Here is a 22,037-nt window from a genome sequence, read left to right as displayed (position 1 = left end):
CTTGATAGGCGTTTTGTATGTAATATATTTACTCAAAGGAGCACTTTCAATGCCAGTAGAAACCCTCGGTCAGTCCCCGCTTGCCTCCGACCGGCAGGCCCGTCCGCTGTCCCCCGCCACGCGCGCCGGGGACTTCGTTTTTGTGTCGGGCCAGGTGCCCACCGATGACCAGGGCCAGGTCATCACCGGGGGCATCGAGGCGCAGACGCGCCAGGTGTTCCTGCGCCTCACGCAGGCGCTGGCGCTGGCCGACTGCACGCTGGCCGACGTGGCCAAGGTCAGCGTGTGGCTGGCCGACGCGCGCGACTTCGGCAGCTTCAACCGCGTGTACATGGAGTGTTTTGGCGAGCACCGGCCCGCGCGCTCCACGGTGGAGTCGCGGCTCATGATCGACGCCAAGGTGGAGATCGACGTCACGGCGTACAAGCCGCGCGGCTGAGCACGGCGTGCGCATGCCGGCGGCCCGCGGCGCCGGCTGGGCTACTACATCACGCGGATGCCCAACTCGCTGACCAGCGCGGCCGCCTGGTCAGTGGAGAGGATCGCGCCCTTGAAGGATTGCGCCAGCTGGGCCAGCCGCAGCCCGCCCAGGTCCACCGACCGCAGGTCGGCGCCGTCGAAGCGGGCGTTCTTGAGGTGGGCATCGCGCAGGCTGCCGCCTTCGAACACCGCATCGCGGAAGTCGCAGCCCGACACGTCGGCGTCGGACATGTCCAGTTGTTCGATGGTCTGCTTGCGAAACGAAATACCCCGCAGGTCCGCGCCCACCAGCAGCGTGTCGTGAAAGCTCAGGCCCAGCGTCTGCGCTTCATGGAACTGCGCGCCGGTCAGCTTGACCTCGGCGAACAAGGCCGACGCCAGCGTGGCCTTGGTCCAGAGCGTGTTGTTCAGGTCGCAGTGGTGAAAACGCGCGTCGGTCAGGTGCGCGAGATGAAAGCTTGCCTGCCGGGCCCTGCAGCCGAGCCACCGCGTGTCGCCCAGTTGGGCGCGTGCCAGCGAGGTCTCGGCCAGGCTGCAGCCTGTGAACTGCGCGCCCTGCAATGCCAGGCCCGAGAGGTCGGCGCCGTCGAAGTCGCAGTGCTCGAAGTGCAGGCGCTGCGCCGGGGTGTCCGCCAGCATCGCCAGCAGGTCGGCGCGGGTGATCTGTTGCTCTTGCACGAGGACCGTACCGCTGGTGCCGGTGAGTGGAGTGGATGCTGTGTTCATGGAACGGGGCTGTAGTGGTGGCTGGGCAGTGGCGTGGGCGGTGCAACGAGCGAGCGTCAATGCCCCGTGGTCTTGGAAAACAGGTTCACCACCACCACGCCGGCCACGATGAGCCCCAGCCCGGCAATGGCGGGCGCGTCCAGCCGCTGGCCGTAGTAGAGCCAGCCCACGGTCGAGATCAACACGATGCCCACCGCCGACCAGATGGCGTAGGCAATGCCGATGGGCAGGGTCTTGAGCGTGAGCGACAGCAAGTAGAAGGACACTGCGTAGCACACGGCGGTGACCGCGCTGGGCACCAGCCGTGTGAAGCCGTCGGACGCCTTCAGCGCGCTGGTGCCCAGCACTTCGGCCACGATGGCCAGGCCCAGCAGGGCGTAGCTGGTGGTGGTGGCGGTCCACTGGATCATGGTGCGGGTCCGTTGCAAAGCTGAAGAAGCGGCCGATTCTAGGAACGCCCGCCGCACTGCGGGGCCAAGCCCTTGCACCTGTGCGGGGCCTCTGCGGCGTAGCTTGCCAGCGCCTGGGATCTGTGCGCACGCGGCGCTGTGCGGGGCGCGCCACCACCGCCGCAGCGTGGCCTGTGGTCTGGTGCGCCCGGCGCAGATGGCCGCTAGGCAGCGTGCCGCAGCATCAGGTCCAGGTTCTGCACGGCAGCGCCCGACGCGCCCTTGCCCAGGTTGTCGAACACCGCGCTCAGCAGCACCTGGCCGTGCTGCGGGTTGGCAAACACCGAGAGCCGCAACTGGTTGGTGCCGTTGAGCACCTGGGGGTCCAGGTGCTGCGCTGCCTGCGCATCCTGTAGCGACACCACCTCCACATGCGCCGCGCCGTCGTAGTGCTGCTGCAGGCAGGCGTGCAGCCGGTCGGCAGTCACGCTTGCAGGCAGTTGCCGCAGCATTAACGGAATGGTCAGCACGATGCCCTGGCGGAACGAGCCGTAGGCGGGCAGGAAGAAAGGCCGCTGCGTGAGGCCCGCGTGTTTCTCGATCTCGGGCGTGTGCTTGTGGGCCAGCCCCAGGCCGTACACCTGGAACGCGGGGGCTTGCGACGCGCCCGCGCCTTCGTGCTCGTCCACCCGCGCGCGGCCGCCGCCGGAGTAGCCCGACACGGCATGGATGGCCAGCGGATGGTCCGCAGGCACCAGGCCTGCCCGCACCAGCGGCAGCAGCAGCCCGATGGCGCCCGTGGGGTAGCAGCCGGGGTTGGTCACGCGGTGTGCCGTGGCGATTCGGGCGGACTGTGCGGCGCTCATTTCAGGGAAGCCGTAGACCCAGTCCGCATCGGTGCGGTGGGCCGAGCTGGCGTCGATCACGCGCACGGCGGGGTTCACCACGGACGCCGCCGCTTCGCGCGCAGGCCCGTCGGGCAGGCACAGCACGGCGATGTCGCAGGCATTGATCGCTTCTGCGCGGCGCGCAGGGTTCTTGCGGTCGGCCTCGGGCAGCGTGAGCAGGCGCAGGTCGCTGCGGCCGTGCAGGCGTTCGTGGATCTGCAGGCCGGTCGTGCCCTGATCGCCGTCGATGAAAACCAAGGGTGCGCTCATGCGGTGCTCCTGATGAATGGAATGGCTGAAGAAAAAATGAAGGTATGACGAATCTTCGGCCGCGCCCTAGAATTTGAAAAGTTGAATTTCACAAACATCAGCATCAGATTTACTGAACGTCATGCGCGAACTCAACCTCGACCGGCTGCGCACGCTGGTCACCATCGCAGACCTGGGCTCGTTTGCCGAAGCCGCGCGGGTGCTGCACCTGGCGGCGCCCACGGTGAGCCTGCACATCGCCGACCTGGAGGCGCTGTTCGGCGCGCCGCTGCTGGTGCGCAAGCGCGGCGAGGTCACTCCCTCGGGCGTGGGCGACGCGCTGATCGAGCGCGCGCGACGCCTGCTGGCCGATGCGGACGAGGCGCTCGATGTGGTGCAGCGCCAGGTGCAGGGGCTCGCGGGCCGCGTGCGGCTGGGGGCCTCCACCGGTGCCATTGCCCACCTGCTGCCCCAGGCGCTGGAGGTGCTGGGGCAGAACCACCCTGGCATCGACGTGCAGGTGGCCGTGCTCACCACGCAGGACACCATGGCGCGCCTGGCCGGCGGGTCGCTGGATGTGGGCCTGGTGGCGTTGCCGCAGGCCACCGTGCAGGGCGTGAAGGTGCAGCCCTGGCGGCGCGATCCGGTGATGGCGTTCGTGCCGTCGGCCTGGCCTGTGCCACAGCGTGTCACGCCGAAGTGGCTGGCGGGGCAGCCGCTCATCCTCAACGATGTGGGCACCAGCCTGTCGCGGCTGACGGCGGAATGGTTTGCGCTGGCGGGCGCGCACCCCAAGGCGCGCATCCAGCTCAACTACAACGACGCCATCAAGAGCCTGGTGGCCGCAGGCTACGGCGCCACGCTGCTGCCGCACGAGGCCACGTCCTCCACGCTGCTCGACCCGCGCATCCGCATGCTGCCGCTGCGCCCCGCGCTGTGGCGGCCGCTGGGCATCGCCCACCGCGCAGGCCCGTTGGAGCGCGCCACGCAGCACGTGCTGGATGTGCTGTGGCAACAGCGCCAGGCTTGAAAAATCGAATTTTTGGGTAAAACAGGCTGCTACCGCTTATCTGGCAAGCGCAATCAGCTATCAATTAAATAGCAATTCCGGTGCTCGGCTGCGGGAATGCCCGGCCGCCCCGCCTGGGGTACATCAGGCTGTGGCGTTGGGACCCAGCGCGCTCAGCACCATGCGCACGATCAGTTCCTCGGCATTGTTGTAGTCGCGCTCGGTCAGCGCGGGCTTGCCCAGCAGCAGGGCGAACTGCGCCTCCTGTTCCGCATAGGCCTGCGTGACCGACCAGATGATGAACATCAGGTGCGTGAAGTTGACCTTGGCGATGCGGCCCTCGCGCGCCCAGCGTTCGAAGGTGCGCACTTCGGTCTTGAGCAGCGGGCCCACGCGCTCTGCGATGGCGGTGCCATAGCGTGGTGCGCCGGCAATCACCTCTTTGGTGAACACCTTGGCACCCTGGGGGCGCATGCGCGAGTACTGCAGCTTGGCGCGGATGTAGCGGCGCAGGGCCTGCTGGGGGTCATCGCTGTGCGACAGGGCCTCCATGCCTTCGAGCCACTGGGTGAGCACGTCGTCGAGCACGCGCTGGTACAGCGCCTCCTTGCTCGGAAAGTAATACAGCAGGTTGTGGCGGCTGATGCCGATGGCCGCGGCAATGCTCTCGAGCGACGCGCCCTCGAAGCCGAACTGCGCGAAGTGGTTCTCTGCCTCGGCCAGGATGCCCTGCTCCTTGCGCAGGCGCGAAGCCTTGGGGGCGCGGGGGCCGGTGTCGTCGGCGGTGGTGGCCACCGCAGCGGCGGGTGCGCGGGGGCGTTTGGCAGGGCGGGGGGCGGGGGCAGCCGGGGACTGGCGGGCGTCGGTCATTGCACCATTGTGGAACAAGCCGGGGCCTGGAAACTGGCAATTCGCTGGCAAATGCTGGCAATTGCCTGGCATGGGGTTTGCTCTAGGGATTTTACCAATTGGTAAATTTTTACGGGTTGGTAAATTGGCCCACAACGCAGGGCACCGCGGCACACCAAGCCGTGGGCACCTGCACCCCCACAGCGAGGACCACGATGAAACCTCCGAAGTCTGCGGGCGCAAGCATCCACGCTGGCGCCGCATCGGCTGCCCGCCGCCGCCCCGGCAGCGGCGCGCGCCACCTGCACCGGGCGCCCGCGCCCACCCCGGCCGAACCAGCGAGCAAGGGCCCGGCCTGCACAACCACCCCGCACCTTTCGGAGGACATCTGATGGACACACCCGCAAGCCGTGCCTGCGGCATTCATGCCGCACGCCTGAACCTGGCCGACTACGCCGTCAACTTCAGCGACGCCCACCCGCCGTTGACCCGGCCGCAGGCCCTCATCGAGGCCGAGCGCTGCTACTACTGCCACGACGCGCCGTGCGCCACGGCCTGCCCCACGGGCATCGACATCCCGTCCTTCATCCACCGCATCGCGCAGGACAACAACCGGGGCGCCGCGCGCGCCATCCTGGAGGCCAACCCGCTCGGCGGCATGTGCGCCCGGGTCTGCCCCACCGAGGTGCTGTGCGAGCAGGCCTGCGTGCGCAACACCAACGAGGACAAGCCGGTGGAGATCGGCGCGCTGCAGCGCTACGCGACCGACGCCTTCTTCGCCAACCCCGGCGCGCCCATGTTCCAGCGCGCCGCGCCCACCGGCCGCCGCGTGGCCGTCGTGGGTGCGGGACCTGCGGGCCTGGCCTGCGCCCACGGGCTGGCGCTGCGCGGGCACGACGTGGTGCTGTTCGACGCGCGCCCCAAGCTGGGCGGGCTCAATGAATACGGCCTGGCGAGCTACAAGACCACGGACAACTTCGCGCAGAAGGAGGTGGAGTGGCTGCTGTCGGTGGGTGGCATCGAGGTGCGCACCAGCCAGCAGCTGGGCCGCGACATCACGCTCGACGGCCTGCTGGCCAGCCACGATGCGGTCTTCCTGGGCCTGGGGTTGCAGGGCGTGAATGCGCTGGGCGTGGCCGAGCCCACGGCGTCTGGCGTGCGCGATGCCGTCGACTTCATCGCCGAGCTGCGCCAGAGCAGCGACCTGTCCACCCTGCCCGTGGGCCGGCGCGTGGTGGTGATCGGCGGCGGCATGACGGCGGTGGACGCCGCCGTGCAGTCCCGCAAGCTGGGCGCCGAAGAGGTGACCATCGTCTACCGCCGGGGGGCCGATGCCATGTCGGCATCCGAGGTGGAGCAGCAATGGGCGCAGACGAACGGCGTGACCATCCGCCACTGGGCGGCACCGCAAGAAGTCTTGTGCGAGGGCGGCGCCGTGACCGGCGTGCGCTTTGCGGCCACGGCGCTCGATGCGGCGGGCAAGCTGGTGAACACCGGCGAGACCTTCACGCTCGCGGCGGACATGGTGCTCAAGGCCATCGGCCAGACCTACGTGGCGGAGCCCGCTGGCAAGGCGATGGCGCTGGAGGGCGGACGCATCGCCACCGACGCCGCAGGCCGCACCAGCCTGGCGAGGGTCTGGGCGGGCGGCGACTGCCGGGCTGGGGGGCGCGACCTGACGGTCGAGGCCGTGGAGCACGGCAAGCTGGCGGCCATCTCCATCCATGAAGCGATGAGCGTGCCGGTGGCGCTCGTGGCCTGACGGCATCGTCGGCACATCCTGACCGCACAACCTGACTGCAATTGACGGGAGCACATCCATGGCAGACATCCGCAGCAATTTCCTGGGCATCCAGAGCCCCAACCCCTTCTGGCTGGCCTCCGCCCCACCGACCGACAAGGAGATCAACGTCACCCGCGCCTTCGAGGCAGGCTGGGGCGGCGTGGTCTGGAAGACGCTGGGCGAGGACCCGGCGGTCGTCAACGTGAACGGGCCACGCTACTCCACGCTCCTGTCGCAGGACCGCCGCGTGATCGGGCTGAACAACATCGAGCTCATCACCGACCGGCCGCTGCACACCAACCTGGAGGAGATCAAGCGCGTCAAGCGCAACTGGCCCGACCGGGCCATGATCGTCTCGCTCATGGTGCCCTGCGAAGAGCAGAGCTGGAAGAGCATTTTGCCCCTGGTGGAAGACACCGGCGCCGACGGCATCGAGCTCAACTTCGGCTGCCCCCACGGCATGAGCGAGCGCGGCATGGGCGCGGCCGTGGGCCAGGTGCCCGAATACATCCAGATGGTGACGGCCTGGTGCAAGCACTACAGCCGCCTGCCCGTGATCGTGAAGCTCACCCCCAACATCACCGACGTTCGGCACCCCGCGCGGGCGGCCAAGGCGGGCGGGGCGGACGCGGTGTCGCTCATCAACACCATCAACTCCGTCATGGGCGTGGACCTGGACCGCATGGTCATGAGCCCCAGCACCGACGGCTGGGGGTCGCACGGCGGCTATTGCGGCCCGGCCGTCAAGCCCATCGCGCTCAACATGGTGGCCGAGATCGCGCGCGACGCGCAGACCGCTGGCCTGCCCATCAGCGGCATCGGCGGCATCACCACCTGGCGCGACGCGGCCGAGTACATCGCCCTGGGCTGCGGCACGGTGCAGGTGTGCACGGCGGCCATGGTGTACGGCTTCAAGATCGTGCAGGACATGTGCGACGGGCTGTCCAACTTCATGGACGATCACGGCTACGCCACGCTCGACGACTTCAAGGGCCAGGCCGTGCCCACGGTGCGGGACTGGAAGAACCTGAACCTCAACCACATCGAAAAGGCCGTGATCAACCAGGATGCCTGCATCCAGTGCGGCCGCTGCCATGTGGTGTGCGAAGACACCTCGCACCAGGCCATCACCTTCACCAAGGACGGCGGCGTGCGCAAGTTCGAGATCAACGAGGCCGAGTGCGTGGGCTGCAACCTGTGCGTGTCGATCTGCCCCGTGCCCGAGTGCATCACCATGCGCGCCCTGGAGCCCGGCGAGGTCGATGCGCGCACCGGCAAGCCGGTGACCGGCGAATACGCCAACTGGACCACGCACCCGAACAACCCCCAGCGGGTGGCGGCGGCAGCGTGATGGACCGCTTTCCGTGTGCATTCGCCACAGGGCCTGCAGAGCAGTCCCTGTGCGTTGGCAGGGTGTTGACGGGGCTCGCATGCTGCACTGCATCTGGTGCATTTTTTGCGTAGCCCTCAACATCGCTGGCATCCCCTTGGCCCGCCATCTGCCAGCGTGAGAACGCCGGACCAGGCAGCGGGTTGTGTTCCACCCCCACGACGTCTTTGACAGGAGTACAGGCATGACCAACAGTACCGGCAGCGCTGCCCATGTGGCAGGGCACCTGCCCGGCGGAGCATCCAATTCGCTCGCCAATGAAGATCTGCTCCCCACCACCGCGGCGCAGCGGCACTGGACCTGGAAAGACTTCGCCGCGCTCTGGGTGGGCATGGTGGTGTGCGTGCCCACGTACACCATGGCCAGCTCCATGCTCGACCAGGGCTTCACCTGGCAGATGGCCGTGTGGCTCGTGTTCCTGGCCAACTGCATCGTGCTGATACCGATGGTGCTCATCGGCCGGGTGGGGCCCAAGTACGGCGTGCCGTTCCCGGTGCTTGCGCGTGCGTCGTTCGGCGTGAAGGGGGCCAACCTGCCGGCCGTGCTGCGCGGCCTGGTGGCGTGCGGCTGGTTCTCCATCAACTGCTACTTCGGTGCGCTGGCGCTGCACGGCTTCCTGAACATCGTGGGCATGAACCTCGCGGGGCCCGCCCAGGGAGAGACCATCAGCACCTCGCAGTTCATGTGCTTCCTCGCGTTCTGGGCCGTGCACATCTACTTCATCTGGAAGGGGCCGGAGTCCATCCGCCTTCTGGAGGTCATCGCCGCGCCGCTGATGATCGGCGCGTCGATCCTGTTCGTGGTGGTGCTTTTGATGAAGGTGCCGTCGGGCCAGCTCTTCAACCTGCCCGCCAAGGTGGTGGAAGGCGGGCCCAAGACCTGGGCGGCCCTCACGGGGCTGGTGGGCTTCTGGGCCACGCTGGCGCTCAACATCCCGGACTTCACGCGCTTTGCCAAGTCGCAGAAGGACCAGGTCATGGGCCAGGCCATCGGACTGCCGCTGCCCATGGCGCTGTTCTCCATGGTGGGCGTCATCGGCTTTTCGGCATCGGCCATCCTGTATGGCAAGGCGCAGCTGTTCCCTGATGGCCTGCTGACCCAGATGGGCAGCGTGGCGGCGGGCCTGGGCCTGCTGGTGATCCTGCTGGCCAACCTGACGACCAACGTGGCCGCCAACCTGGTGTCGCCGTCGTACGACTTCAGCCAGATCGCACCGTCCAAGATCAGCTTTCGCATGGGCGGCGTCATCGCTGCGCTGATCGGGCTCGTGTTCATGCCCTGGAAGATCCTCGCCACATCGGGCGGCTACCTCTTCACCTGGCTGGGCGGCTACGGCACGCTGCTGGGCGCCATTGCCGGCATCCTGCTGGTGGACTACTACCTGGTGCGCAAGAGCGTGCTGAAAGTGGACGACCTGTACCGGCGCGGCGGCGACTACGAGTACAGCAACGGCTGGAACCTGCATGCGCTCATCGCCTTCGCCCTGGGCGTGCTGCCCTGCCTGCCGGGCTACCTGGCGGTGTCCGGCGTGGTGGACAAGGCGGGCATGCCTGCCATCTGGCTCACGCTGTTCGACTCGGGCTGGTTCTTCAGCCTGGCCGTGGCCGGCACCTACTACTACCTGACCGCCAAGAAGAAGTGACCTGGGGCCCCGCCCGGCCGTGGTGCCGGTGCCGGGCCTGCTTTTTTTGATCTGCATCCCTGAAGGAGATCTCCATGACCCAAGCCCTCCTGATCCGCGGTGGAACCGTGGTCAACGCCGACCGTGAACAACAGGCCGATGTCCTCTGCGTCGATGGCCGCATCGTGGCCGTGGGCGAGGGTGCGGCGGCGCAGGCCCCTGCCGGCGCGCAGACGCTGGACGCCAGCGGCCAGTACGTGCTGCCCGGCGGGATCGACCCGCACACGCACATGCAGCTGCCCTTCATGGGCACAGTCACCATGGACGACTTCTTCACCGGCACGGCGGCAGCGCTGGCGGGCGGCACCACGAGCATCATCGACTTCGTGATTCCCGACCCGCAGGAGCCCATCCTGGACGCCTACCGCAAGTGGCGCGGCTGGGCCGAGAAATCGGCGGCCGACTATTCCTTCCACGTCGCCATCACCTGGTGGAGCGAGCAGGTGCGCGCCGACATGGGCACCCTGGTGCACGAGGAGGGCGTGAACAGCTTCAAGCACTTCATGGCCTACAAGAACGCCATCATGTGCGACGACGAAACCCTGGTGAACAGCTTCAAGCGCGCGCTGGAGCTGGGCGCCATGCCCACGGTGCATGCCGAGAACGGCGAGCTGGTGTACCTGCTGCAGCAGGAGGTCGCCAAGATGGGCATCACCGGCCCCGAGGGCCACCCGCTGTCGCGCCCGCCCATGGTCGAGGCCGAAGCCGCCAACCGCGCCATCGCGATTGCCGACGTGCTGGGCGTGCCCATCTACGTGGTGCACGTGAGCTGCATGGAGTCGGCCGACGCGATCGCCCGCGCCCGCGCGCGCGGCCAGCGCGTGTACGGCGAGGTGCTGGCCGGGCACCTGCTGGTGGACGACAGCGTCTACCGCGACCCCGACTTCGCCACGGCCGCCGCGTATGTGATGAGCCCGCCGTTTCGCCCCAAGATCCACCAGGAGGCGCTGTGGCGCGGCCTGCAGTCCGGCCAGCTGCACACCACCGCCACCGACCACTGCACCTTCTGCGCCGCGCAAAAGGCCATGGGCCAGGAGAACTTCGCCAAGATCCCCAATGGCACCGGCGGCGTCGAAGAGCGCATGGCCGCCATCTGGGACGGCGGCGTCAACACCGGGCGCCTCACGCCCAGCGAGTTCGTGGCCATCACCTCGGCCAACGCGGCCAAGCTGTTCAACATCTACCCGCGCAAAGGCTTCATCGGCGAGGGCGCCGACGCCGACCTGGTGCTGTGGGACCCCGAGGGCACCAAGACCTTCTCGGCCAAGACGCAGTTCAGCAAGGGCGACTTCAACATCTTCGAGGGCCGCACCGTGCGCGGCATCCCCACCCACACCGTGAGTCAGGGCCGCGTGGTGTTTGCCAATGGGGACCTGCGGGCCGAGGCGGGTACGGGCCGCTACATCAAGCGCCCTGCGTTCGGCCCCAATTTCCAGGCGGTGCAAAAGCGTGCGCAGGAGCTTGCGCCCACGGCGGTGGCGCGCGGCTGATGCGGGCGCTATTGAAGCATTCCATCCGGCTTTGCAATTTCACAGCCCGTTCAGCCTGAGCCTGTCGAAGGCCGTCACCAGCCCCGGCTTCGACAGGCTCAGCCCGAACGGTACTGAGTGAACCGGTAATTCAGACATCCCTTGGAGAACACCATGGACACCAAAGTCAAACCCGACATCGATAGCCTGCGCATCAACGGCGACCGCCTGTGGGCATCGCTCATGGAACTGGCGCAGATCGGCGCCACGCCCAAGGGCGGTGTGTGCCGCCTCACGCTCACCGACCTGGATAAGCAGGGCCGAGACCTCGTCACCCGCTGGGCGCGCGAGGCCGGCATGAGCGTCACCATCGACAAGATCGGCAACGGCTTCATGCGCCGCCCCGGGCGCAACAACAGCTTGCCGCCCATCATGACCGGCAGCCACATCGACACCCAGCCCACCGGGGGCAAGTTCGACGGCAACTATGGCGTGCTGGCCGGCATCGAGGTGGTGCGCACGCTCAACGACCACGGCATCGAGACCGAGGCACCGATCGAGGTGGCCTTCTGGACCAACGAAGAAGGCAGCCGCTTCGTGCCGGTGATGATGGGATCGGGCGTGTTCGCCAAGGCCTTCACGCTGGAGCACGCCTACGCCGCCACCGACACCGAGGGCAAGACGGTGAAGGGCGAGCTGGAACGCATCGGCTACGTCGGCGAGCAGGAGCCGGGCGACCACCCCATCGGCGCGTACTTCGAGACCCACATCGAGCAGGGTCCGGTGCTGGAAGACAACGACAAGACCATCGGCGTGGTCAGCGGCGTGCTGGGCATCCGCTGGTTCGACTGCACCGTCACCGGCATGGAAGCCCACGCGGGCCCCACGCCCATGGCGCTGCGCAAGGACGCTTTGCTCGCCGCCACGCACATCATGCAGGACGTGGTGGCCGCGGCCCACCGCCACCCGCCGCACGGCCGCGGCACCGTGGGCATGGTGCAGGTGTTTCCCAACAGCCGCAACGTCATTCCCGGCCGGGTCAAGTTCAGCATCGACCTGCGCAACAGCACCGACGAACTCGTGGACCGGATGGCCGCCGAAGTGAAGGCCCGCGCCGAGCAGGTGGCGCAGGAGCACGGCGTGCAGGTGCACATCGAGATGGTGTCCAGCTACCCCGCGCAGGCCTTTCACGCCGAATGCGTGGAGGCCGTGGCCCGCGCCACCGCCAGGCTGGGCTACAGCCACATGCCCGCCGTCTCGGGCGCGGGACACGATGCCGTGTACATGGCCAAGCTCGCGCCCAGCGGCATGATCTTCATTCCCTGCAAGGACGGCATCAGCCACAACGAGATCGAGGACGCCAAGCCCGAGCACATCACGGCGGGCTGCAACGTGCTGCTGCATGCGATGCTGGAGCGGGCAGGGACCTGACGCCCGCAACGCCGGGTGGACGCGGGCTCGGTACACGGGGCGGCCTTCCTGCCAACCAGCGCCTGCGCCGGCAGCGCAGGCCGTCCGTCCCGTTGTGGGTGCGCCACAGGTCCCCCGCTGTTACACCTGGGTCCCCGCAGGCGCCAAGTCGTGCCCCCGTGCGGCCTGCACACCGATCTGCGTCTACCACAATGGGATGAAGAGACCGTGACTTTCTGGCGGTCTTGAGGGGATTAACGAGGCGGTCCCTGTATCTTCTGGTTACTTTTTCCGTTTCCCGAAGATGTTTCCCATGAAATTGCGTACCCGAATCCTGTGGCTGTGTGCGGCCACCTTGCTGGGCCTGGTGGTCCTGTCCGCCGTGGCCTTGACCACGCTGTACCGGTCGATGATGAACGAGCGCACGGCGCAGTTGTCCAACCTGGTCATCCTGGCCCACGCCGCCGCGCAGAAGGCGCACGACAAGGAAAAGAGCGGCGCGCTGTCCCGCGAGGACGCGATCAAGGAGGCCGAGCGCACCATCGGCAGCTTTGTCGACAAGGACAAGTATTTCTTCGTGCGCGGCTTCACCAACGATGTGAACTACGTGCACCCCAACCCCAAGCGCATCGGCATCGTCGACGAAAAGGGCGGCAAGGAAGCCGGCGTGCGCTACCGCGCCGCGCTGCAGGGCAAGACCATCGGCACGGTGACCGCGCCGGGCACGCGCCCCGGTGCCAAGGAGCCGGTGGACAAGCTCTACGCCATCATCAAGTTCGAGCCCTGGGACTGGATCATCGGCTTTGGCGACTACGTGGACGACATCGAGGATGCGTTCTGGCGCAACACCGCCATCCTGCTGTCCATCGGCGCGGTGCTGATGCTCATCGTGGCGGTGATGGCCTGGCAGATGCTCCGCACCCTGGTGCAACAGCTCGGCGGCGAGCCGCAGTACGCGGCGCAGGTGGTCACGCAGATCGCCGAAGGCAACCTGGCGGTGGATGTGCAGACGCGCCCGGGCGACACCTCCAGCATCCTGTTTGCCATCCGCGCCATGCGCGACAACCTGGCCCACCTGGTGACCCAGGTGCGCGACAGCACCGACTCGATCAACACGGCATCGGCCGAGATCGCGGCAGGCAACGGCGACCTCTCGTCCCGCACTGAATCGCAAGCCAGCGCGCTGCAGCAGACCGCTGCGTCGATGGAAGAGCTCACCTCCACCGTGGAGCAGAACGCCGCCAACGCCCGGCGCGCCGACGAACTGGCGCGTGTGGCCTCGGCCACCGCCGTGCGCGGCGGCGACGTGGTGCAGCAGGTGGTGGGCACCATGGGCTCCATCGAGCAGTCCTCGCGCAAGATCGTGGACATCATCAGCGTCATCGACGGCATTGCGTTCCAGACCAACATCCTGGCGCTGAACGCCGCGGTGGAAGCCGCGCGCGCCGGCGAGCAGGGCCGCGGCTTTGCGGTGGTGGCCAGCGAAGTGCGCAGCCTGGCGCAGCGCAGTGCCGCCGCGGCCAAGGAAATCAAGGGCCTGATCGACGACTCCGTGACCAAGGTGGGTGCGGGCACGCAACTGGTGGAGCAGGCCGGTGCCACGATGCGCGAGGTGGTCGACGGCGTGAAGAGCGTGACCACCATGGTGGCCGAGATCAGCGCGGCCAGCGCCGAGCAAAGCGCGGGCATCGCGCAGGTCAACCAGGCCGTGTCGCAGATGGACCAGGGCACGCAGCAGAACGCAGCGCTGGTGGAAGAGGCCCTGGCCGCGGCGCAGTCCCTGAGCCAGCAGGCGGTGGCGCTGTCGCAGACGGTGGGGCAGTTCCGCGTCTCTTGAGAGGGTTTTGCGCGGGCGCCGGCAGGCGTCGCGGGGGTGGCAAAACTTGGCTGGACAAGCCCTCTGGCTGTGCGAAGATGCAAGCCATGGCGTCTACGGCCGGGGTGCGCCAAGGGCATCGCGGACGGAGCGCGCTGCCGGCGCACACCCTGTCTGCACTGCTGTCACCCCACCGTCATCACCACCATGCCCGCCCGTCTCTTGCTGACCTTTGCGCACCCGCAGGCCGCCGGCTTGGTGCTGGACTGCGGGCTGGCATGACCGTGTCGGCCCCCTTGCCGGCAGCGCGCCTGCCGCAACACCGCCTACCCACCGACGCCGAGCTGGCCGAGCGCGGACTGCGCTGCGCGGCGCTGGAGTGGCTGTCGCGGCCCGTCTGGCTCTTCGACATCGACGGCCGGTGCGTGTACTGGGCCAATGCGGCGGCGCTGGCCGTGTGGCAGGCCACCACGCTGGCCGAGCTGTGCGGGCGCGACATGGGCCACGACATGTCCGAGTCGGTCGCGCAGCGGCTGGCGCAGTACCAGAGCGACTTCGTGCTGCGGGGCGACGCGAGCTTCACCGAGCAGTGGACCATCTACCCCGGCGGCGTGCCGGTGTCGCTCAACGTGCGCTTTGGCGGGCACCGCCTGCCCGATGGCCGCATGGGCATGCTGTGCGAGGCCGACGCCATGGGCGCGGCCCTGCCGGAGTCCCTGCGCTCGGTCGAGGCCCTGCTGCACACCGCGGTGATGATCACGCTGTACGACGGCAACGGCCAGGCGCTGTACCGCAACCCTGCCGCGCGTGCCGCCGTACTCAGCCCCGGCGAGCGCCTGCAGGAGCGCGTGGGCAACGCGGCGGTGTTTGCCGCGCTCTCGCGCAGCCTGGAGCAGCACGGCGTGGGTACGCTCACGCTCGCAGTGCGCACGCCGCAGGGCGACCGCTGGCACGAGCTGTCGGCGCGCCGCTGCAGCGACGCCGTCACCGGCCAGGACGCGGTGCTGGTGAGCGAGGCGGACATCAGCGCCATCAAGCACACCGAAGAGCGCGCCAATTTCCAGTCGCTGCACGACGTGCTCACCGGCCTGCCCAACCGGGCCCACTTCACGCAGCGTTTTGCGCGGGCTGTGGAGGAGGCCAAGGCCCAGTCGCTCGAAGCTGCGCTGATGCTGATCGACCTCGACCACTTCAAGGACGTGAACGACACCCTGGGCCATGCTGCGGGCGACGAGCTGCTGGTGGCCATGTCGCAGCGCTTGCGCCACACGCGGCACGGCACCGAGGTGCTGGCCCGCTGGGGTGGCGACGAGTTCCTGGTGCTGCTGACATCGCCGCGCATCCGCGAAGACCTGGATGCACTGCACGAGCGCATCTCCGTGGCCATGGCGGCGCCGCTGTCCATTGCCGGGGCGCAGCTGCGCGTCACGTCCAGCATCGGCGTGGCGCTGTACCCGCAGGACGGCGAGTCCATCGAGATCCTGCTGCGCAACGCCGACCTGGCCATGTACGCGGCCAAGGAGCGCGGGCGCAACGCGCTGGCCTATTTCGACCGGCACATGGCCGAGACGGTGCGCAGCCGCACCGAGCTGGAGAAAGAGCTGCACCTGGCGCTGGAGCGCGAGGAGTTCGAGGTGTACTTCCAGCCGCGCGTGGACGTGGCCACCAACACCATCCGCGCGGTGGAGGCCCTGGTGCGCTGGAACCACCCGCGCCTGGGCGTGGTGTCGCCCGCGCATTTCATCCCGGCCTGCGAGACCACCGGCCTCATCGGCGCGCTGGGCCTGTGGGTGCTGGCGCAAGCGGCACGCGAACAGGTGGCCTGGGCTGCGAAGGGCTGGGACCTGGTGGTGTCGGTCAACCTGTCGCCCCGCCAGTTCGCATCGCCCAGCCTGCTGCACGACATCACCAGCGTGCTGCGCGAGGCCGCTGTGAACCCCGCGCGCATGGAGCTCGAGATCACCGAGTCCATCCTGCTGGGGGAAGACCAGCACGTGCTCAACGTGCTGCGCGAGCTGTCGGCGCTGGGCCTGACGATTGCGCTCGATGATTTCGGCACGGGCTATTCCAACCTGGCCTACCTCCAGCGGTTCCCGGTCCACACGCTCAAGATCGACAAGACCTTCATCCAGGACAACGACGCCAACCGCTCGCTGGCCGAGCTGATCGTCTCGCTGTCGACACTGATGAAGCTCACGGCAGTGGCCGAGGGCGTGGAGACCCAGGAACAGCTCGACTGGGTGGCCGGGCGCGGCATTGCGCAGTACCAGGGTTATCTGTATGCGCGGCCAATGCCGGTGCGGGAGTTCACCGACTGGATGCGTGTGCACCCGCCGGGGTGAGCCTGGCAGACAGGCGTCGCCGCGATGCCCGGCTCACACTGATTCGGTCAGGCCGAGGCCGCCAGTTCCGGCGCGTCGGTGATACCCAGAAAGTGGTCCAGCATGTGGAAGTGGTCCTCGAAGAACTCCTCTTCCATGCCTGCCAGTTCGGACAGCGGCGTCCACTGCACCTGCAGCGCATCGTCGTCCGCCTGGACCTTGGGGAAGGCCGCGTTGCCCAGGTCGAAGTAGTGCGCATGCGTGAGCGTGCGGCCGCGCTGGCTGCGGTCGGGGTGGTCGAAGACGGCCACGGCCTGCAGCGCGGCGCGCATGGTGGCTTCGGGCAGGTCGCAATGGGTTTCTTCCACCAGCTCGCGCAGGCAGGACTGCCACACCGTTTCGCGCTGTTCGATGAAGCCGCCCGGCACGGCCAGCTGGCCTTTGCCGGGGGCGTGGGCGCGGCGGATGAGCAGCACGTGGTCCTGGCAGCGCAGGACAGCGTCCACGGTCACAAAGACGGGAGGGTAGGGCGCAGCGGACCAGGCCTCTCGGTAGCGGCGCAGCATGCGCCATTCTTCCTGCAGGGCCGGGTAGTGCGGGGTGTGGGCAAAGCGCTCCAGCGCGGTCAGTGTGCTGGGCGGAATCTCGGCCGCCAGCGGGGCCAGCGCTGCCTGCACCGTGGCGGGCGTGGCGCCGAAGTAGGCGTCGCGGATGGCGGTGGCGTCGATGCGGCCCTGGCGCTCCACGTGGATGAGCTGCCAGCCGGGGAAGGCGCTCAGGTAGCTGCTGGTGGCGTCCTTGAAGTGGCCCACCAGGCCGATGTTGGCATCGGCACCGGCGATCTCGGCCACGCCGCGGCGCACGGCCTGCACCCACACGGCCTCGTTGTAGTAGTCCCGCACGGGCAGCACGCGCACCCGGGCGCGGTCGGCCGCGGGCAGGGCTTCGTGCAGCATGGCCTCGCGTTCTTGCCAGGTGAAGGGGTTCTTGGGCGAGCGGGCCTGCCAAGCAGAGCCGACCACCACGATCACATTACGCGCGCTGTCGAGTGCGCGTTGCAGCAGGGCCAGATGGCCGGTGTGGACGGGCTCGAAGCGGCCGATGTAGATGGCGGTGTCGTACATGAGTCTCCAGGCGGTTGAGTGATCTGAGCCTCTACCGCTTGATGGGAGAGCGCTGCCAGCTACTGTTTTGATAGCGATTGTAAAAGGGCGTGCGGGGCTGCTCGGCGGCTGCTGAAAAGTCCATCCGTTCACGCCGGGCCTTTCGGCATGTCACGGCAGGCTTGTCGAAGCGCGGCGCCGGGCTTCGGCCAGCTCAGCCCAAGCGGATGGGAGTGCATTCCATATGCATGCCGTCAGACATATTTTGCGGCGATCGGCATCTGCCGCCCGCTGCCGAACGCCCGGGGCCGAACGCGCAGGATGGGCGGGGCCTGGCGGCGCTTGTATTCGTTGCGCGCCACCATCATGCGCACGCGCTGCACCAGGGCGCGCCCGGCGTCGTCGTTCTGCAGGGTCGAGACGAAGGTCTGCGCGGCCGTGAGTTCGGCGGTGGACAGGCGCTCGCCTTCGATCAAGAGCTTGAGCACTTCGTCCAGCACCGGGTAGGGCGGCAGGCTGTCCACGTCGCGCTGGCCGGGGGCCAGCTCGGCGGATGGTTCCTTGTCGATGATGGCCTGCGGAATCAGCTCGCGCCCGGCCTGTGCGTTGACGTGGCGCGAGAGCGCGAACACTTCGGTCTTGTACAGGTCGCCGATGAGGCCCAGGCCGCCGTTGGTGTCGCCGTACAGCGTGCAGTAGCCCACCGAGATCTCGGACTTGTTGCCCGTGGTGAGCAGCAGGTGGCCGAAGGCGTTGGAGTATTCCATCAGCACCGTGCCGCGGATGCGCGCCTGCAGGTTTTCGAGCGGCAGGCCCGCCAGCGGCTGGTCGAAGGATTGCCCGAACTGCTGCGCGTAGCCCGCCACCAGGTCTGCGATGGGGTGGGTGAACAACTGCACGCCCAGGTTGCGGCACAGGGCCACCGAGTCGTCGACCGAGCCGCTGCTGGAGTAGCGCGAGGGCATGGTGATACCCACCACGTTCTCGGGGCCCAGCGCCTGTGCGGCCAGGGCCAGGGTGAGCGCGCTGTCGATGCCGCCCGAGCTGCCCACCACCACCTGCCGAAAGCCGCAGCGGCGCGCGTAGTCCTTGAGGCCCAGCATGATTTGCTGGCGGTAGAACTCCATGGTGGGAATGCCCTCGGCCGGCACGGGGGCCGGGGCCTGGCCGTCGCCCATGGAGAAGTGGCCGTTGTCGAACTGCAGGGTGCGCACGTCCTCCACGAAGCGGGGCGCCTCGAAGACGATGCCGGCATCGGGCTCGGCCGCAAACGATGCGCCGTCGTACACCAGCTGGTCGTGCCCGCCCACCTGGTTGACGTACAGGATGGGCAGGCCGTGGCGGCGCGATGAGCCGCCGAAGATCTGGTGGCGCTGCTCGCGCTTGCCCACGTGGCTGGGGCTGGCGTTGATGCTGATCACCAGGTCTGGTGCGGCGTCGCGCAGGCGCACGAAGGGGTTGGTGACGTAGTCGGCACCGTGGTCGTTCCAGCCGTCTTCGCAGACCAGCAGGCCCACCTGGGCATTGCCCACGCGCAGCACCTTGGCCACGTCGGGGCCGGGTTCGAAATGGCGGCGCTCGTCGAAGATGTTGTAGGTGGGCAGCAGCTGCTTGGCGTACGACAGCTTCACGGTGCCGCCCTGCAGCACCAGCAGGCTGTTGTGCAGCCGCTTGCCCGGCCCGCTGGCGCGCGTGGGCGTGCCCACCACCCAGTGCAGGGCAGGCAGCTCGGCCGATGCGGCCTGCAACGCAGCCACCCCGGCCTCCACGCGCTGCATGAACTCGGGCTCATCCAGCATGTCGCCGGGGTAGTAGCCGCACAGCGAGAGTTCGCTGAAGACGACGATATCGGACTGCTCGGCCGCGGCCTGCCGCGCGGCGGCCACCATGCGGGTCACGTTGCCTTCGATGTCGCCGACAGTGATATTCAATTGAGCGATGGTGATGCGGAGCATTGCGTTTTCCTCGAGTGCGCAGAGCGATACGGAGTGGCTGAAAAACTCAGCGAAGCGGTCCTGGCTAGGCGTTCCGTCGCAGACAGTACCGGAGGTACGGCAAGACGGAACAACGACGCCAGGAGAGTTTTCTCAGCCGCTCAGTTAGCAACGTTAAAGACTTGGCGGAGGTAGGCCAGATAGGTTTCATCGTCGCACAGCGTCTTGCCGGGCGTGTCCGACAGCTTGGCCACCGCCTGGCCGTTGGCGCGGGTGAGCTTCATCACGATGTTCAGCGGCTTCATTTCGGGTGTGTCCCCCATGTCGTTGGTGAGGTGGGTGCCAATGCCAAAGCCCAGTTGCGTGCGGTCGCCGAAGTGGCGGTACAGCGACAGCGCCTTGGTGAGCGTGAGGCCGTCGGAGAACACCAGCCGCTTGGTGTTCGCGTCGATGCGCAGCTTGGCGTAGTGCGCCAGCGCCTTTTCACCCCAGGCCACCGGGTCGCCCGAGTCGTGGCGCAGGCCGTCGAACAGCTTGGCGAAGTACAGGTCGAAGTCGGCCAGGAAGGCGTCCATGCCCACGGTGTCGGTCAGCGCGATGCCGAGGTCGCCGCGGTACTCCTGCACCCAGTCTTCCAGCGCGGCCTTTTGAAAGTCGCGCAGCCGCACGCCCAGCGCCTGGTAGCTTTGCAGGTATTCGTGCGCCATGGTGCCGATGGGCACCAGGTTCAAATCGCGCGCCAGCAGCACGTTGCTCGTGCCCTTGAACCACTGGGGCGTCTGCTCCGCAAACGTCTGAACCACCTCGCGCTGCCAGTCACCGCTGTAGCGGCGGCGCAGGCCGAAGTCGAACAGCTCGAACGGGTGGCGCAGCGTGGCCTGTTGCGCCAGGTCATGCAGCTGCTGCACCTTGGCGGCCAGGCGCTCGCGGCCGCTGGCCAGCGCTGCGGCGGCGTCGAAGCGGCGAAAGTACAGCTCGTTCACGATGGCCAGCACGAAGATCTCGAAGCCCATCACGTGCACCTGGGGGCCGCGCGCGACGATGGTGAGCGTGTCGCCCTCGGCCCGCGCCTCGATGAAGCTGCGCTGGAACTGGAAGATGCGCAGAAAATCGATGAAGTCGCTCTTGATGAAGCGCAGGCCGCCCAGGTAGTCCAGCTCGCCCTTGGTGAAGCGCAGCGAGCACAGGTGGTCGAGCTCTGCGTTCACCTCCGGCAGCAGTTCGGTCAGCGGGTACAGGGGTTGGTTGCGGCACACGAAGCGGTATTCGCTTTGCGTCTGCGGGTGACGGTGCAGCAGGGCCTGCCACATGGTGAACTTGTACAGGTCGGTGTCGAGCAGGCTGGTGATGATGCGGGTCATGGTGATGCTCCTGTTTTTGTAGCTGGTTGCGCTGGTTCAGCAAGCGCTAGGGATCCTCTGCACGAATCGAGCTGCCAAGTGTGCGCTGCGGATCGGGATGGAGTGCAAGGCGCAAAACGCAGCCATAGCCGTAGCTATTGCGAGTATTTGCAACGCCGCAGGCCGCCCGAGACCGCAGATGCACACGGCGCGATGATTCGTGCAGAGGGCCCCTAGAGGCTGATTTCCGTGCTGGTGGCCAGTTGCACGCCCTGGGCGCGCATGGCGTCGAGGAAGGCCTGGTGCTGTGGTTCGAAGCCGCCCACGGGGCTCATGCAGTCGGTCAGCAGAACGATGTGGCTGGGCCGGGCGCCTGCCGCCTGCAGGCGGGGCAGGTGCTGCACGATGTGCTCGGTGGTGGAGCGCACGCAGTGGCTGCTGGCTTCGCCGGCGATGAGGAGCAGGTCGGCGGTGTCGAGCGCCGCGAGCAGGCGGGTGTTGAGGGCGGTGTCCGGGTCGGCGGCGTCGACCACCTCGGCCCGGATGGCGCTGTAGTGCTCGGTCCAGGGGTTGGTGCCCTTGAACACGTTGTGCACCGCGCGCTGTTGCTGCAGCTGCCAGTCGCCGCAGGCGGACAGCACGTCGGCATGCACGCCGTGGCCCCAGCTGCCGATCTCGCAGTGCACCGGCCAGACCATGAGCGTGTAGCGGCCCTGGGCTTCGAGCGCATCCAGGTAGGCCAGCGTGCGCGGCAGTGCGGCGGCGCTGCGGGGCGTGAACGCGCCGCTGCGCACCTGGGCCGCCGTGATGGGGGTGAAGGGCGCGACGGCTGCGCCGCCTGCCTGCTGCCAGAACCCGGGATGGGCGATGTCGAAGCGTTGGTGCGAGTCGAGCGTGACGGTGATGGCGTCAAACCCTGCACCCTGCGTGCGGATGAACGCGGCCAGGCGCTGCATGTCGGCATGGGCGCCGGCGACTGGGAGGCTGGGTGCTGTGCGGCTGCCTGGGGGCTGGCCGGTCTGCACAGGATGCCACTCGGCAGGCAGGTCGCAGAAGTCGTTTTGCGGGTCGATCACCAAAAGCTGGATGTTGCGGGCCATGGTCTTCTCCTTGGGTTGGATGCAGTGTAAGTTTGTTAATACAAAAATGCAACTAACTAAGATGCAACACGATGTGTCGGATTCCAGAGAGCTTTTTCTCT

Annotated in this window: 18 protein-coding genes; 10 read left to right on the top strand and 8 right to left on the bottom strand. The window is 67.8% G+C overall.

Annotated features, from left to right (window positions below; genetic code table 11):
• Positions 1 to 49: 49 nt before the first annotated feature.
• On the top strand, positions 50 to 439 hold the full coding sequence (locus tag ACSQ3D_RS03505) for a RidA family protein (protein WP_056173325.1): 390 nt from the start codon (positions 50 to 52) through the stop codon (positions 437 to 439).
• Between the two features lie 44 nt (positions 440 to 483).
• Here ACSQ3D_RS03505 and ACSQ3D_RS03500 read toward each other — a convergent pair whose 3' ends face one another.
• From ACSQ3D_RS03500 to argC, 3 genes are all read right to left on the bottom strand, one after another.
• Positions 484 to 1,206: a pentapeptide repeat-containing protein gene (locus ACSQ3D_RS03500; RefSeq protein WP_436125937.1), complete on the bottom strand. Its 723-nt coding sequence runs from the start codon at positions 1,204 to 1,206 to the stop codon at positions 484 to 486.
• Positions 1,207 to 1,262: 56 nt separating this feature from the next.
• Positions 1,263 to 1,616 carry an SMR family transporter gene (locus ACSQ3D_RS03495; protein WP_396503473.1) on the bottom strand — a complete coding sequence of 118 codons (354 nt, stop codon included), beginning with the start codon at positions 1,614 to 1,616 and terminating at the stop codon, positions 1,263 to 1,265.
• 203 nt (positions 1,617 to 1,819) lie between these two features.
• Positions 1,820 to 2,752, bottom strand: coding sequence for an N-acetyl-gamma-glutamyl-phosphate reductase (gene argC / locus ACSQ3D_RS03490; RefSeq protein ID WP_436125936.1), 933 nt, complete (start codon positions 2,750 to 2,752; stop codon positions 1,820 to 1,822).
• Between the two features lie 121 nt (positions 2,753 to 2,873).
• Here argC and ACSQ3D_RS03485 point away from each other — a divergent pair, with 121 nt between their 5' ends.
• A complete protein-coding gene (locus ACSQ3D_RS03485; protein ID WP_436125935.1) occupies positions 2,874 to 3,761 on the top strand; it encodes a LysR family transcriptional regulator in 888 nt (295 codons plus the stop codon).
• A gap of 123 nt (positions 3,762 to 3,884) precedes the next feature.
• Here the strand turns inward: ACSQ3D_RS03485 and ACSQ3D_RS03480 are convergent, their stop codons facing one another.
• Positions 3,885 to 4,610 carry a TetR/AcrR family transcriptional regulator gene (locus tag ACSQ3D_RS03480; RefSeq protein ID WP_436125934.1) on the bottom strand — a complete coding sequence of 242 codons (726 nt, stop codon included), beginning with the start codon at positions 4,608 to 4,610 and terminating at the stop codon, positions 3,885 to 3,887.
• Positions 4,611 to 4,804: 194 nt separating this feature from the next.
• On the opposite strand from ACSQ3D_RS03480, the gene ACSQ3D_RS03475 reads away from it, so the two are divergent.
• The 8 genes from ACSQ3D_RS03475 to ACSQ3D_RS03440 all read left to right on the top strand — a co-directional run bounded on the left by ACSQ3D_RS03475 (position 4,805) and on the right by ACSQ3D_RS03440 (position 16,480).
• Positions 4,805 to 4,981: a hypothetical protein gene (locus ACSQ3D_RS03475; RefSeq protein ID WP_436125933.1), complete on the top strand. Its 177-nt coding sequence runs from the start codon at positions 4,805 to 4,807 to the stop codon at positions 4,979 to 4,981.
• Positions 4,981 to 6,351 carry an NAD(P)-dependent oxidoreductase gene (locus ACSQ3D_RS03470; RefSeq protein ID WP_436125932.1) on the top strand — a complete coding sequence of 457 codons (1,371 nt, stop codon included), beginning with the start codon at positions 4,981 to 4,983 and terminating at the stop codon, positions 6,349 to 6,351. The genes ACSQ3D_RS03475 and ACSQ3D_RS03470 overlap by 1 nt, the downstream gene beginning before the upstream one ends.
• A 58-nt stretch (positions 6,352 to 6,409) precedes the next feature.
• The gene (preA, locus tag ACSQ3D_RS03465) at positions 6,410 to 7,723 is read left to right on the top strand and encodes an NAD-dependent dihydropyrimidine dehydrogenase subunit PreA (protein ID WP_436125931.1); all 1,314 of its coding nucleotides are present in this window, start codon (positions 6,410 to 6,412) and stop codon (positions 7,721 to 7,723) included.
• A gap of 223 nt (positions 7,724 to 7,946) precedes the next feature.
• Positions 7,947 to 9,404 carry an NCS1 family nucleobase:cation symporter-1 gene (locus ACSQ3D_RS03460; protein ID WP_396503479.1) on the top strand — a complete coding sequence of 486 codons (1,458 nt, stop codon included), beginning with the start codon at positions 7,947 to 7,949 and terminating at the stop codon, positions 9,402 to 9,404.
• Between the two features lie 74 nt (positions 9,405 to 9,478).
• Positions 9,479 to 10,933 (top strand): dihydropyrimidinase, encoded by a 1,455-nt coding sequence (gene hydA, locus ACSQ3D_RS03455; RefSeq protein ID WP_436125930.1) that lies wholly within the window; start codon positions 9,479 to 9,481, stop codon positions 10,931 to 10,933.
• A 153-nt stretch (positions 10,934 to 11,086) separates the two neighbouring features.
• Positions 11,087 to 12,343, top strand: coding sequence for a Zn-dependent hydrolase (locus ACSQ3D_RS03450; protein ID WP_436125929.1), 1,257 nt, complete (start codon positions 11,087 to 11,089; stop codon positions 12,341 to 12,343).
• A gap of 292 nt (positions 12,344 to 12,635) precedes the next feature.
• A complete protein-coding gene (locus tag ACSQ3D_RS03445) occupies positions 12,636 to 14,159 on the top strand; it encodes a methyl-accepting chemotaxis protein (RefSeq protein WP_396503481.1) in 1,524 nt (507 codons plus the stop codon).
• A 257-nt stretch (positions 14,160 to 14,416) separates the two neighbouring features.
• Entirely contained in the window at positions 14,417 to 16,480 is a 2,064-nt protein-coding gene (locus tag ACSQ3D_RS03440; protein WP_436125928.1) for a putative bifunctional diguanylate cyclase/phosphodiesterase, read from the top strand.
• 47 nt (positions 16,481 to 16,527) lie between these two features.
• On the opposite strand, the gene ACSQ3D_RS03435 is transcribed toward ACSQ3D_RS03440, so the two are convergent.
• The 4 genes from ACSQ3D_RS03435 to ACSQ3D_RS03420 form a co-directional block, all read right to left on the bottom strand.
• Positions 16,528 to 17,583, bottom strand: a complete 1,056-nt coding sequence (locus ACSQ3D_RS03435; protein WP_436125927.1) for a bifunctional nicotinamide-nucleotide adenylyltransferase/Nudix hydroxylase — start codon at positions 17,581 to 17,583, stop codon at positions 16,528 to 16,530.
• A gap of 233 nt (positions 17,584 to 17,816) precedes the next feature.
• Entirely contained in the window at positions 17,817 to 19,517 is a 1,701-nt protein-coding gene (locus ACSQ3D_RS03430; protein WP_436125926.1) for an NAD+ synthase, read from the bottom strand.
• Between the two features lie 140 nt (positions 19,518 to 19,657).
• A complete protein-coding gene (gene pncB, locus ACSQ3D_RS03425) occupies positions 19,658 to 20,857 on the bottom strand; it encodes a nicotinate phosphoribosyltransferase (RefSeq protein WP_436125925.1) in 1,200 nt (399 codons plus the stop codon).
• 212 nt (positions 20,858 to 21,069) lie between these two features.
• Complete coding sequence (locus ACSQ3D_RS03420) at positions 21,070 to 21,936, bottom strand: cysteine hydrolase (protein WP_436125924.1); 867 nt, start codon at positions 21,934 to 21,936, stop codon at positions 21,070 to 21,072.
• Positions 21,937 to 22,037: the final 101 nt, after the last annotated feature.

The sequence above is a fragment of the Acidovorax sp. LjRoot117 genome (assembly GCF_964252695.1).
In the GTDB taxonomy this organism is placed as follows: domain Bacteria; phylum Pseudomonadota; class Gammaproteobacteria; order Burkholderiales; family Burkholderiaceae_C; genus Acidovorax.
Note: the sequence above shows the minus strand (reverse complement) of the source record. Positions and strands in the feature narration are given on the sequence as shown.

Coding starts and splice junctions, on each gene's coding strand:
- ACSQ3D_RS03505 (WP_056173325.1), top strand. CDS start 50: ATGCCAGTAGAAACCCTCGGTCAGTCCCCGCTTGCCTCCGACCGGCAG.
- ACSQ3D_RS03500 (WP_436125937.1), bottom strand. CDS start 1,206: ATGAACACAGCATCCACTCCACTCACCGGCACCAGCGGTACGGTCCTC.
- ACSQ3D_RS03495 (WP_396503473.1), bottom strand. CDS start 1,616: ATGATCCAGTGGACCGCCACCACCACCAGCTACGCCCTGCTGGGCCTG.
- argC (WP_436125936.1), bottom strand. CDS start 2,752: ATGAGCGCACCCTTGGTTTTCATCGACGGCGATCAGGGCACGACCGGC.
- ACSQ3D_RS03485 (WP_436125935.1), top strand. CDS start 2,874: ATGCGCGAACTCAACCTCGACCGGCTGCGCACGCTGGTCACCATCGCA.
- ACSQ3D_RS03480 (WP_436125934.1), bottom strand. CDS start 4,610: ATGACCGACGCCCGCCAGTCCCCGGCTGCCCCCGCCCCCCGCCCTGCC.
- ACSQ3D_RS03475 (WP_436125933.1), top strand. CDS start 4,805: ATGAAACCTCCGAAGTCTGCGGGCGCAAGCATCCACGCTGGCGCCGCA.
- ACSQ3D_RS03470 (WP_436125932.1), top strand. CDS start 4,981: ATGGACACACCCGCAAGCCGTGCCTGCGGCATTCATGCCGCACGCCTG.
- preA (WP_436125931.1), top strand. CDS start 6,410: ATGGCAGACATCCGCAGCAATTTCCTGGGCATCCAGAGCCCCAACCCC.
- ACSQ3D_RS03460 (WP_396503479.1), top strand. CDS start 7,947: ATGACCAACAGTACCGGCAGCGCTGCCCATGTGGCAGGGCACCTGCCC.
- hydA (WP_436125930.1), top strand. CDS start 9,479: ATGACCCAAGCCCTCCTGATCCGCGGTGGAACCGTGGTCAACGCCGAC.
- ACSQ3D_RS03450 (WP_436125929.1), top strand. CDS start 11,087: ATGGACACCAAAGTCAAACCCGACATCGATAGCCTGCGCATCAACGGC.
- ACSQ3D_RS03445 (WP_396503481.1), top strand. CDS start 12,636: ATGAAATTGCGTACCCGAATCCTGTGGCTGTGTGCGGCCACCTTGCTG.
- ACSQ3D_RS03440 (WP_436125928.1), top strand. CDS start 14,417: ATGACCGTGTCGGCCCCCTTGCCGGCAGCGCGCCTGCCGCAACACCGC.
- ACSQ3D_RS03435 (WP_436125927.1), bottom strand. CDS start 17,583: ATGTACGACACCGCCATCTACATCGGCCGCTTCGAGCCCGTCCACACC.
- ACSQ3D_RS03430 (WP_436125926.1), bottom strand. CDS start 19,517: ATGCTCCGCATCACCATCGCTCAATTGAATATCACTGTCGGCGACATC.
- pncB (WP_436125925.1), bottom strand. CDS start 20,857: ATGACCCGCATCATCACCAGCCTGCTCGACACCGACCTGTACAAGTTC.
- ACSQ3D_RS03420 (WP_436125924.1), bottom strand. CDS start 21,936: ATGGCCCGCAACATCCAGCTTTTGGTGATCGACCCGCAAAACGACTTC.